Consider the following 11,914-nt stretch of genomic DNA (forward strand, 5'->3'; position numbering starts at 1 on the left):
ACCTGCCACAATCCTCTCTATTTTAAGGAACAACCCCGGCAGGTCCCCACCTGCCGAAACCTTTCGGGAGATTTTCCTTGGGCAACGCTCGCAACATCGCCTTCTGGGTCGTTCTGTTTCTGCTGATCCTGGCACTGTTCAACCTGTTCAGTGGACCCAGCGGGTCGCTTCAGAACAATGAACGCACCTATTCCGAATTCGTCAGCGCCGTGGACGCCGGAGACGTCACCAGCGTGACGCTAGATGGCGAACAGATCCGCTATCGCACGAATGAGAATCAGGACTTTGTCACCATCAAACCCACCGATGCCGAGGTGACGAAGCTGCTGATCGACAAGAACATCCCCGTACGTGCTGAAAAACAGCAGCAATCGGGTTTCCAGTCGTTCCTGATCACGCTGCTGCCCTTCCTGCTGTTGATTGGCGTCTGGGTCTATTTCATGAACCGGATGCAGGGTGGCGGCAAAGGTGGCGCGATGGGTTTTGGCAAGTCCAAGGCCAAGATGCTGACCGAAAAGCACGGCCGGGTGACGTTCGACGACGTTGCGGGCATCGACGAGGCCAAGGAAGAGCTGGAAGAGATCGTGGAATTCCTGCGCAACCCGCAGAAATTTTCGCGTTTGGGCGGTAAGATTCCCAAAGGCGCGCTGCTGGTTGGCCCTCCGGGCACTGGTAAGACGCTGCTTGCCCGTGCGATTGCGGGCGAGGCGGGTGTGCCGTTCTTTACGATCTCGGGTTCCGATTTCGTTGAAATGTTCGTTGGTGTTGGTGCATCGCGTGTGCGTGACATGTTTGAGCAAGCCAAGAAGAACGCGCCTTGTATCGTCTTCATCGACGAAATTGACGCCGTGGGGCGCCATCGTGGTGCTGGCTATGGCGGCGGTAACGACGAACGCGAACAGACTCTCAACCAGCTGCTGGTCGAGATGGACGGTTTCGAGGCCAATGAAGGCGTGATCATTCTGGCGGCCACCAACCGTAAGGACGTTCTGGACCCTGCGCTGCTGCGTCCGGGCCGGTTTGACCGCAACGTAACTGTTGGCAACCCCGACATCAAAGGCCGCGAGAAGATTCTGGGCGTTCACGCGCGCAAGACGCCTCTGGGCCCCGATGTCGACCTGCGCATTATCGCGCGCGGCACGCCGGGCTTCTCGGGTGCCGATCTGGCGAACCTCGTGAACGAGGCAGCTTTGATGGCCGCGCGTGTGGGTCGTCGCTTTGTCACCATGGAGGACTTTGAGAACGCCAAAGACAAGGTGATGATGGGGGCCGAGCGCCGTTCGATGGTGCTGACGCAGGACCAGAAGGAAAAAACTGCCTATCACGAGGCCGGCCATGCCGTTGTGGGTCTGGAACTGCCGCTGTGCGATCCGGTCTATAAGGCGACCATCATTCCGCGCGGTGGTGCGCTGGGTATGGTTGTGTCACTGCCCGAAATGGATCGTCTGAACTATCACCGCGATGAGTGTGAGCAGAAGCTGGCCATGACTATGGCAGGCAAGGCCGCCGAGGTGATTAAATACGGCGAAGATCACGTGTCGAACGGCCCTGCGGGCGATATCATGCAGGCCAGCCAGTTGGCGCGCGCCATGGTGATGCGCTGGGGCATGTCGGACAAGGTCGGCAATATCGACTATGCCGAAGCCCATGAAGGCTATCAGGGCAATACTGCCGGTTTCTCCGTGTCCGCGCATACCAAAGAGCTGATCGAAGAAGAGGTGAAGCGCCTGATCCAGCAAGGCTATGAGCGCGCGCACAAGATCCTGACCGATAAGAACGAGGAATGGGAGCGTCTGGCGCAAGGTTTGCTGGAATACGAAACCTTGACCGGCGATGAGATCAAGCGCGTCATGAATGGCGAACCGCCCACCGAAAGCGATGATGAGGGCGACAGCCCCGATGAGGGCAACGCCCCCAGCGTGACTGCCATCCCGAAGACCAAGTCCAAGAAATCGCCACCAGATGGCGGGATGGAACCAGAACCCACCGCATAATTGCAAAACCCGGAGCCAGCCTCCGGGTTTTCTCTTTTCATCAGGGCGTTGCTGGGCATTATGCCTGCTAACCTGTCATTGAAGGGGGGGCGCCTCATGCCATTCTTGCGTGAAACAGAATATTCAGCCGAGGTGGTATGGCTGGGCCATGTTCCAGCAGGCCAGTCTTTGCGGGCCAAGCCTGTCAACGATTTGGACCTGAATTTTGATGGCGTTCAGGGGGAACGGCATCAGGGGCTCAATAGGGCGTCCTGTGTTCGAGTAGCGAATCTCTATCAAAAGGGCACCGAGATCCGGAATGTGCGGCAACTGTCAGTGCTGTCGGCAGAGGAATTGGGTGATATTGCGGCTGAGATGGAGTTGGCAACGCTTGATCCGTCTTACCTTGGGGCTTCGATTGTCCTGAAGGGCATTCCCGATTTCTCTCATATCCCTCCATCTTCGCGGTTGCAGGCCGAGAGCGGTTTAACGATCACTGTGGACATGGAAAACGCCCCCTGCGTTCTTCCGGGCCGTGAGATCGAGGCGGATCACACTGGTTACGGGGCGGCATTCAAACCTGCGGCCCAAGGGCGACGCGGGATAACGGCTTGGGTCGAACGCCCGGGGGCTCTGAAACGCGGCGACAAGATGCAATTGTTTGTGCCGGATCAGCCCCTTTGGAACCCATAGGTTCAATCCGTTTCCGATTTGCGTATTACGATTTCTCGCAACGCCGTTTCGCGGCATGAAAATGTCGGAATCCTTAGCCATCAGAGTTGTGTACGTCAGTATATGTTGCGCAGCGCCGACGCCCGTGCGTCGGTTTTGCACGGAATTCAATCAGGGACCCTGCCCAATGAGCTACAAATCCGACATTGAGATTGCCCGCGAGGCGAACAAAAAGCCGATTCAGGAAATCGGCGCGAAGCTGGGTATCTCCAGCGATGATCTGCTGCCTTACGGCCATGACAAGGCCAAAGTCAGCCAGGACTTCATCAACTCGGTACAGGACCGCGAAGACGGCAAACTGATCCTGGTGACCGCGATCAACCCAACTCCCGCAGGTGAAGGCAAGACCACCACCACCGTAGGTCTGGGCGACGGCTTGAACCGCATCGGCAAGAACGCGATGATCTGTATCCGCGAAGCTTCGCTTGGCCCGAACTTCGGCATGAAGGGCGGCGCCGCAGGTGGCGGTTACGCGCAGGTTGTTCCGATGGAAGAAATGAACCTGCACTTCACAGGTGACTTCCACGCCATCACCTCGGCCCACTCGCTGCTGTCGGCGATGATCGACAACCATATCTATTGGGGTAACGAGCAGGAAATCGACACACGCCGCGTTGCATGGCGCCGCGTCGTCGACATGAATGACCGTGCTCTGCGTCAGATCACGGCGTCTCTGGGCGGCGTGTCGAATGGTTTCCCGCGTGAAGCAGGCTTTGACATCACCGTGGCGTCCGAAGTCATGGCGATCCTCTGCTTGGCAAACGACTTGAAAGATCTGGAGAAGCGTCTGGGCGACATTATTGTTGCTTACCGCCGCGACAAGACCCCGGTTTACTGCCGCGACATCAAGGCAGAAGGCGCTATGACGGTTCTGCTGAAAGACGCTATGCAGCCGAACCTGGTGCAGACGCTGGAAAACAACCCGGCCTTCGTCCACGGCGGCCCGTTCGCGAACATCGCGCACGGCTGTAACTCAGTCATCGCAACCAAAACCGCTCTGAAAGTGGCCGACTATGTTGTCACCGAAGCGGGCTTTGGTGCTGACCTCGGTGCCGAGAAGTTCATGAACATTAAGTGCCGCAAGGCGGGTATTGCTCCGTCGGCAGTGGTACTGGTTGCCACCGTGCGCGCGATGAAAATGAATGGCGGCGTGGCCAAGGCTGACTTGGGTGCGGAAAACGTTGACGCTGTGAAGTCAGGTTGTGCCAACCTGGGTCGCCACATCGAAAACGTCAAATCCTTCGGTGTTCCGGTTGTCGTCGCGATCAACCACTTCGTCACCGACACCGATGACGAAGTTCAGGCGGTCAAGGACTACTGCGGCGAGCATGGTGTTGAGGCAATCCTGTCGCGTCACTGGGAGCTGGGTTCGGATGGCTCTGCGCCTCTGGCCGAAAAAGTTGTCGAAATCGTCGAAAATGGTGCCGCGAACTTCTCACCGATCTACCCAGACGACATGCCGCTGTTCGAGAAGATCGAAACTATCGCCAAGCGTATCTATCGCGCCGACGAAGTTCTGGCCGACAACAAGATCCGCAACCAGCTGCGCGAATGGGAAGAAGCAGGCTATGGCAACCTGCCGGTCTGCATGGCGAAAACCCAGTATTCGTTCTCGACCGATCCGTCGCTGCGCGGCGCGCCCACCGGCCATTCGGTTCCGGTGCGTGAGGTTCGCCTGAGCGCCGGAGCTGGTTTCATCGTCGTTGTCTGCGGTGAGATCATGACCATGCCCGGTCTGCCGCGCAAACCGGCCGCCGAAACCATCTGCCTTAACGACGCAGGTGAGATCGAGGGCTTGTTCTAAGCGCTCAAATAAGACATCTCGTGGTCCGGGGATATCCCCGGGCCGCAGGAGACCAAAATGCCCACTCTGATACCTCCGCAAGACTGTCATTCGATGAAGGAATTGCGGCCTCAGATCGACAAGCTGGACCGCCAATTGATTGGGTTGCTGGTAAAGCGCGCAACCTATATCGACCGCGCGTCGCAGCTGAAACCCGGCGAGGGCCTGCCAGCCCGCATCCCGGAACGTGTCGAAGATGTGGTGCAGCGCGTCCGCAAGAGCTCGGATGAGTTGGGTATGGACCCCGATCTTGCCGAAAAGCTCTGGCGTATACTGATTGATTGGTCGATTGCCCGCGAAGAACGCGTGCTCGGCCCAGACTGAAGAAACGGGCGCCTAGTGCGCCCGATCCGTTTTGTGAAAGAAGGGATCAAAGAATGGTAGCGCAGGTTATCGACGGAAAGGCCTTTGCCGCCAAAGTGCGCGCTCAGGTGGCTGACCAGGTTGCAAAGCTGAAAGAAGAGAACGGCATCACCCCCGGTCTGGCGGTGGTTCTGGTGGGCGAAGACCCGGCCAGCCAGGTCTATGTCCGGTCCAAGGGCAAGATGACCGTCGAGGTCGGCATGAACTCGTACGAGCACAAGCTGGATGTGGACACGTCCGAGGCGGACCTGCTGGCGCTGATTGACAAACTGAACAATGACCCTGCGGTGCACGGCATTCTGGTGCAACTGCCGCTGCCCAAGCATCTGAACGAAGATCTGGTGATCAACTCGATCGATCCGGCAAAGGATGTGGACGGGTTCCACATCTCGAATGTGGGCCTGCTGGGAACAGGTCAGAAGTCAATGGTGCCGTGCACTCCGCTGGGCTGTCTGATGATGTTGCGCGATCACCACGGCTCTTTGTCCGGCATGGATGCTGTAGTGATCGGTCGGTCGAACATCGTGGGTAAGCCGATGGCGCAGTTGCTTCTGGGCGACAGTTGCACCGTGACCATCGCGCATAGCCGCACCAAAGACCTTCCCGATGTTGTGCGCCGTGCTGATATTGTGGTCGCCGCAGTTGGTCGCCCCGAGATGGTTCCGGGTGACTGGATCAAGGAAGGCGCAACCGTGATCGATGTCGGCATCAACCGGATCGAACGCGACGGCAAGAACAAGCTGGTTGGCGACGTTGACTACGCCACTGCGGCAGAACGCGCTGGTGCGATTACCCCTGTTCCCGGCGGAGTTGGCCCTATGACGATCGCCTGCCTCCTTGCGAACACGCTCACCGCGGCTTGCCGCGCAAACGGCTTGCCTGAACCTGAAGGTCTGACTGCTTAATAGCAGCCTCGGTGTTCAATCCGGGAGCAACGTCCATGATTGAATTGGCCGGAGCGCGAAAAGCTCTCCGGCCTTTTTCATTAGATTAGGATATTTATATAACTACATCTTGACTTGACCTAGCGTCGGTCGGTGATAATCCTTCTATTCCAGCCGTTTAAGGGGTTATAATCCTGTCTGTTCGTGTTTCATGGTTTTACCTTTGGCGGGGTGCGTTACCTGGTATGATGAAGCTGAGTCCGATCTTCTCGTTAATAAGCATTCAACGGGTAGTGGCGGGCCTCGTTTTTATTCCTTTATTGGCGTATTCCTTTGCCCCCTTTCGGGATATGACACTGCCATTCAGTCAGCGGATGGTGTTCTGGACAGGTGTTATGCTGCTCGCGCTTGCAGCGACTTGGTCGGCTGGAAAGCTAGTACGCGAACGGCTAAATCGATCCGGATTGTTGGTCCGTGATTTTGCCTTCGTCCTGTTGATCCTGACATTGTTTGCCCCATCGCTGTGGTTGCTGACCTGGATTCTGTTCACGCTAAATGGATTGATGGCACCGGGCATATTGAAAGTCGCCCCTTATGGTCTTCTCTTCGCCACCGGACTTTTGCTTGTGCGTCAGCGGGAAGAAACTGCAGCACCGGTATTCGAACCCAGACCACGTCTTTTCAATCGTTTGTCTGCCAAGTTTGAGGGTCAGGTTTATCGGTTGACCGTGCGCGATCACTATGTCGATGTGGTCACGTCCGATGGCACGTTTACAATCCGCTCGCGCTTTACCGACGCGATTGCCGAGATGGAGCCGGTACAAGGCCATTGTACGCACCGTTCACACTGGGTCGTGGATTCGGCGATTGTTGGGGTCGAAAAAGAAAAGGGAAAATCCTTTTTGCACCTCAGCAACGGCGATCAGGTTCCTGTCAGCAGGAAATACAAGCAACAGCTCGTGGACGACGGGTTGCTCTAGAACCTATCTGGGCATCGGGATGAGTTGAGGCTGCGCGCCGGTCAGAATTGCCCGCGCATCCGGTGCCATGATGCCGCTCAGAGCCTCTGCTGAACTGCGCAACCCCCCAGTGTAAGCGCCATAAGCTGGAAGGATCAGACGTGATTGATCCAACAAAAAAGCCGGGCGGGTGATCGAGCGCCCTCGGGCATTCAGGTTAACTTTGGGGTGGTAGTGGCCCGAGACTTCACCTGCACTGTTTTGCTGGGCGATATGGCGAAAAATTAGATCGTGGCAAGCCCACTCGGACAGATGTGTGCCGCCCATTTCTACCGGGCCGGGGTCATGGTTCCCCTCGATCCAGATCCAACGTCGACCAGCCTGCATTGCGGTGATCTGTTGCCTATCCTCGGCAGCCAACGCGCCCGAGGCATCGAGATCGTCAAAGCTGTCCCCCAAACAGATGACCGTCGTGGCACCGGTACGGGCAAGATCACTTGCCAATCGGGTCAATGTTTCGCGGCTGTCATACGGCGGCAAGGTCGGGCCGCCTCTGCGGGCGATCCGTTCGGATTTGCCTAAATGCAGATCGGAAACACAGAGCAAGCCCTGTTCCGGCCACCATAGTGCGCCCGACCCAAGCGCAGTCAGGTCTTGGCCGGAAAATGAAAACGCGATCTTGTTCATGATCCGTTCTTCATACGATTTTGCGGATTGCGCAAGTGGTTTATGCCGGTTGCAATCCGGCCGCCTGCAGTAAACGGGCACTTTCTTCCGCAAGCAGGCGTTCCTCGGCTTCGCCCTTGACGGGGACTTTGCCAACTTCGAGGAACAGAGGCGCCGCCAGGGGTGAGACGCGGTCTAGCCGCAGCAGGTCAATCCGGTCTCCGATCCGGGCGACCATGGCTTCGATCCGTCCGAAATCGACCAACCCGCGCATGGCCTCTTCGCGGGTGATTTGCATCAGCAGATGGTCAGGATCGTATTTCAGCAAGGTGTCATAGAGGATATCTGACGAAAATGTCGCCTGCCGACCACTCTTGCGCTGCCCACCAGTGTTGCGTTCGATCAACCCCGCGATTGTGGCCGAAGCACGAAATGTGCGTTTCATCACGGCGTTACCCGCCAGCCAAGTCTCCAATCCTTCTCGTAGCGCGTCCAACTGAAATAGTGGGCGCGGATCGGTCACCGCATCCAGCCCCCAGATTAAGGTGGCATAGTCAGTGGCTACAAATCCCAGCGGCGCAAGGTCGGTTTCCTCCATGCGTTTGGTCAACAGCAAGCCCAGCGTCTGTTGCGCATTGCGGCCGGCAAATCCGTAGACGCATAGATGCTCGCGCCCCCTGTCAGGGAAGCTCTCAATCAACAGGCGGTCACTTTGCGGCAGGCGTGATATCTCGCGCTGAAGACCCAGCCATTCGGCAGTATGTCCGGGCAGTTGAGGCCAATCCGGCTGTGCGAACATCCGTAGGATTCGGTCGCTCAGCTGGGTGGACGTGGCGAACTTAGTACCCGAAAAGGTCGCGATCTTGGGCTTGCGGTCAGCGCGGCGGCTGACCTCGACCACCATCTCTCGCAGACCCTCATAGCGGACGATCTGACCACCGATCAGAAAGGTATCACCAGGGGTTAGCGAGGCCGCGAATCCCTCCTCTACCTCACCCAGAGGCTTGCCCCCGCGATTGCGCTTAAGCCGAACCTTCAGCGTGTCGGTGTCCTGAATCGTGCCAAGGTTCATGCGGATACGCTGTGCCGCCCTCGGGTCGCGCAATTGCCAGGCTCCATCCGGACGCTGCTGTAGCCTCTGCCACCGATCATAGGCTCGCAGGGCATATCCACCGGTGGCGCAGAATTCCAAACAGGCATCGAATTCAGCACGGGTGATCTGCGCATAAGGCCCGGCAGCCGTCATTTCGGCGTAGAGTGCATCTGCATCAAACGGTCCCGCTGCGGCGGCGATCAGAATATGCTGGCACAAAACGTCCCTGGGTCCTGGCCCGCGGGGGTCGCCATCCAGATCATGTTCTTGCACAGCTTCCAGTGCAGCAACACATTCGACCACTTCGAACCGGTTGGCTGGGACGAGAATAGCTTTGGAAGGGGCATTGTAGCGGTGATTTGCGCGCCCGATCCGCTGCACTAGCCGCTTGACGTTCTTCGGCGCGCCGATCTGAATCACCAGATCCACATCGCCCCAGTCGATCCCCAGATCGAGGCTGCCGGTGCAGACAATTGCCCTCAGATCACCCCTGACCATCGCAGCCTCGACCCGTTCGCGTTGTTGCCGATCCAGGCTGCCGTGGTGAATGCCGATGGGCAGAGCGTCGTCGTTGGCGAGCCAGAGGTTGTGAAAGAAAATCTCGGCCTGCGCCCGAGTATTGTGAAAGATAAGTGTCGTCTTGTGCTTTTTGATCTGCTCCATCACAGCGGGGATGGAATAGGCTGCGCCACCGCCCGTCCATGGCGGCATCTCTTGTGTTTGCAGCATCGAGATATTGGGGTCAGGGCCGGGATCAGCCTGAATAACTCGGCAAGGATCGGGATTGCGGGCTAGAAATCGTGCGATGCCTTCGGGGTCTTCAACCGTGGCGGACAAGCCTACGCGGCGCAGATCGGGGCAGAGTGTCTGCAATCGTGCGAGCGCCAGCATCAATTGATCACCCCGTTTGCTTTCTGCAAGTGCATGTATTTCGTCGACAACAATGCGCTGGACCCCAGCAAACATGCGCGGAGCATCTTCGTATGAAGTAAGTAACGCCAGACTTTCGGGCGTGGTCAGCAGGATATGTGGAGGATCGGCGCGCTGGCGTTTCTTCTGCGTGGCCGATGTGTCGCCGGTGCGATCTTCGATCCGAATTGGCAGGCCGATTTCCTCGACGGGAACGCGCAGATTGCGCCTGATATCCGCTGCCAGCGCCTTGAGAGGAGACACATAAAGCGTGTGCAATCCGTCATGCTGCCCCTGCGCCAACTCGGCCAGGGAAGGCAGAAAACCGGCCATGGTTTTGCCGCCACCAGTTGGAGCGATAAGAAGGGTCGCGGGATCATTCGCCCGCTCAAACATTTCCTGCTGATGCGGATGAATCGACCAGCCTTTGTTCGAAAACCAGTTTTGGATTGCCGGGGGAATCTGCACCATCCGACAAACCTAGCGCAGCCCTCAGGCCATGGAAACCAGGACAAGGGGATCAGTGAATGATCTTTTCTTCCTTCACGAACATGTTGGCCCAGGCTCGGTCGATCAGGTCCGGACTCATCTGATACGGGATACCCTCAAACTCGCAGATTGAGATCATCTGGTCGATCAGGAAGATCGGCTGATAGTTTGCGTAGATGTTGTTGATGGTCGGGTATTTGACCTTCAGCAAATGCACTAGCGCCGCCTCGTCTAGTGGCATACCGCGCTTGCGGGCGACCATGGCAAAGATCTTCAGGAAGTTCTCTTGGTTCGGGCCGTCGATTTTGATCTTGAAGAAAATCCGGCGCAGGGCCGCTTGGTCGAAAATCTCATTCGGGTGGAAGTTGGTCGAAAATATAACCAGCGTGTCGAATGGTACTTCGAACTTCTCACCCGATTGCAGGCCAAGGATATCCTTGCTTTCTTCAAGCGGAACAATCCAGCGGTTGATCAGGGCCTGAGGGGGCTCTGCCTGACGTCCAAGGTCGTCCACGATGAAGATGCCGCCGGTGGATTTCAACTGCAGAGGCGCCTGATAGGTACGCGCAGTGGGGTTGTAGACCAAATCCAGCATGCTCAGTGACAGCTCACCACCAGTCACAACGGTGGGGCGTTCGCATTGAACATAGCGAGTGTCGAACCGCTTGCGGCGGCGCAGACTGTTGGGATCGTCCTCTTCTTGCTCGATCGCGGTGTGCACGATCGGGTCGTAGACCGTAATCACCTGACCGGCATATTCGATTGCGCGCGGAACATAGACGTTGTCCCCCAAAGCATCACGAATGCCGTTCGAGATCGAGGATTTACCATTGCCCGGAGGGCCATACATCAGAATTGAGCGACCGGCGCTGACCGCCGGGCCCAGATGATCCAGCAGGCTGTCAGGCAGAACAAGATGGCCCATCGCGCCGGTTAGCTGGTCGCGGGTGACTTGAATGTTGCGGATCGACTGGCGCTTGACCTGCTCGCGGTAAACATCGAGCGGCACCGGCATCGCACCGAAATATTCAGACTGGCTCAACGCGTCCAACGCCCGCGCTTTGCCCGCATCGGTCAGCTGATAGCCCATTTCATTGCCGGAGTTGGCGTTCAGAGTCCCGGTCGCTTCAAGCAGTTTCTGCTCGCGTGCGATATCAACTAGTTCCTGTGTCACGGACCCGGGCAGACAGATGGCACCCGCGATTTCGCTGACCGTATCCACGTTCTTGCGAAAGACGGTCTTCAACAGAATGTCCCGCATCATCACCAGCGGAAGTTGCATTTCTCCCAAGCCTTTAGGGGCGGGGGGGGCAATCACAGAGGAGGTCTGCATATTCATGAGCGGGGCTCGTCCATCCAAAAATCACGCCAAAGGCCCTTGCGGGGCCGCTTTGGAAGAATTTGGCGCGGATTTGTGGCAGGACAAAGGCGCGGGCAAGGCGCGCTGATGATTGTTCACGATCCGTGGATTATGCCCAAAATCAAATAAACAACGAGGCTGCCAGCCAGCGTCAGACCCATGGGGAACTGTTTACCTCGATCCCAGCTTTCCCAATGTGGTGCGATCTGGCGTAGCCGGGTGTATTTCGCCAGCCGGTGGGCAAAGAACGCTCCCAGCAGAGTTGCCGTCAGAATCACCATGACCCACATCAGGTCACCGACCCAGACAAACGCTGCGGCAGCGGCGCAGAACTTCGCGTCTCCGGCCCCCATCACCCCAGCTGCATTTAGCACGATGCCGATAACAAGAACGACAACCATGTGAAGCAGCTGCCATCCGTAGACAGGCAGGGTCAGGGTTAACGGCCCGATGTTGCCGGGGATCCACGGACCGGACCACGGTGGCAATGCGATAAGCCCGACGATGAGATAAACAACCGCCAGCGCGATGACCGCGTGGTTCTTGATCCGCATCTCACGCATATCCGTAAAGGCAACGTAGAAACAGATCGGCAGAACAAAAGGTAGTAACCACGCCGCCGCTGCCGCTGGTATGATCATGG

At 57.5% G+C, this 11,914-nt stretch carries 10 protein-coding genes; 6 read left to right on the forward strand and 4 right to left on the reverse strand.

Annotated features, from left to right (window positions below):
- The first annotated feature begins 77 nt into the window (after window positions 1-77).
- The 6 genes from ftsH to ACR0NM_RS00635 all read left to right on the forward strand — a co-directional run bounded on the left by ftsH (window position 78) and on the right by ACR0NM_RS00635 (window position 6,775).
- Entirely contained in the window at window positions 78-1,994 is a 1,917-nt protein-coding gene (ftsH, locus tag ACR0NM_RS00610; protein WP_170424311.1) for an ATP-dependent zinc metalloprotease FtsH, read from the forward strand.
- A gap of 96 nt (window positions 1,995-2,090) precedes the next feature.
- Window positions 2,091-2,666: an MOSC domain-containing protein gene (locus tag ACR0NM_RS00615; protein WP_170663875.1), complete on the forward strand. Its 576-nt coding sequence runs from the start codon at window positions 2,091-2,093 to the stop codon at window positions 2,664-2,666.
- Between the two features lie 166 nt (window positions 2,667-2,832).
- Window positions 2,833-4,509, forward strand: a complete 1,677-nt coding sequence (locus ACR0NM_RS00620) for a formate--tetrahydrofolate ligase (protein ID WP_170511397.1) — start codon at window positions 2,833-2,835, stop codon at window positions 4,507-4,509.
- Window positions 4,510-4,566: 57 nt separating this feature from the next.
- Window positions 4,567-4,872, forward strand: a complete 306-nt coding sequence (locus ACR0NM_RS00625) for a chorismate mutase (RefSeq protein WP_170424305.1) — start codon at window positions 4,567-4,569, stop codon at window positions 4,870-4,872.
- Window positions 4,873-4,925: 53 nt separating this feature from the next.
- Window positions 4,926-5,816 carry a bifunctional methylenetetrahydrofolate dehydrogenase/methenyltetrahydrofolate cyclohydrolase FolD gene (gene folD, locus ACR0NM_RS00630; RefSeq protein ID WP_170397373.1) on the forward strand — a complete coding sequence of 297 codons (891 nt, stop codon included), beginning with the start codon at window positions 4,926-4,928 and terminating at the stop codon, window positions 5,814-5,816.
- 374 nt (window positions 5,817-6,190) lie between these two features.
- The gene (locus ACR0NM_RS00635; RefSeq protein WP_480612748.1) at window positions 6,191-6,775 is read left to right on the forward strand and encodes a LytTR family DNA-binding domain-containing protein; all 585 of its coding nucleotides are present in this window, start codon (window positions 6,191-6,193) and stop codon (window positions 6,773-6,775) included.
- A 3-nt stretch (window positions 6,776-6,778) separates the two neighbouring features.
- On the opposite strand, the gene pdeM is transcribed toward ACR0NM_RS00635, so the two are convergent.
- The 4 genes from pdeM to ACR0NM_RS00655 form a co-directional block, all read right to left on the reverse strand.
- Window positions 6,779-7,441, reverse strand: coding sequence for a ligase-associated DNA damage response endonuclease PdeM (gene pdeM, locus ACR0NM_RS00640; RefSeq protein WP_170424301.1), 663 nt, complete (start codon window positions 7,439-7,441; stop codon window positions 6,779-6,781).
- Between the two features lie 40 nt (window positions 7,442-7,481).
- Window positions 7,482-9,893, reverse strand: a complete 2,412-nt coding sequence (locus ACR0NM_RS00645; RefSeq protein ID WP_480612750.1) for a ligase-associated DNA damage response DEXH box helicase — start codon at window positions 9,891-9,893, stop codon at window positions 7,482-7,484.
- A 49-nt stretch (window positions 9,894-9,942) separates the two neighbouring features.
- Window positions 9,943-11,250 carry an ATPase gene (locus tag ACR0NM_RS00650; RefSeq protein WP_170397365.1) on the reverse strand — a complete coding sequence of 436 codons (1,308 nt, stop codon included), beginning with the start codon at window positions 11,248-11,250 and terminating at the stop codon, window positions 9,943-9,945.
- A gap of 116 nt (window positions 11,251-11,366) precedes the next feature.
- Window positions 11,367-11,912, reverse strand: a complete 546-nt coding sequence (locus ACR0NM_RS00655) for a prepilin peptidase (RefSeq protein WP_480612752.1) — start codon at window positions 11,910-11,912, stop codon at window positions 11,367-11,369.
- Window positions 11,913-11,914: the final 2 nt, after the last annotated feature.

The sequence above is a fragment of the Ruegeria sp. AF2 genome, from assembly GCF_056542025.1.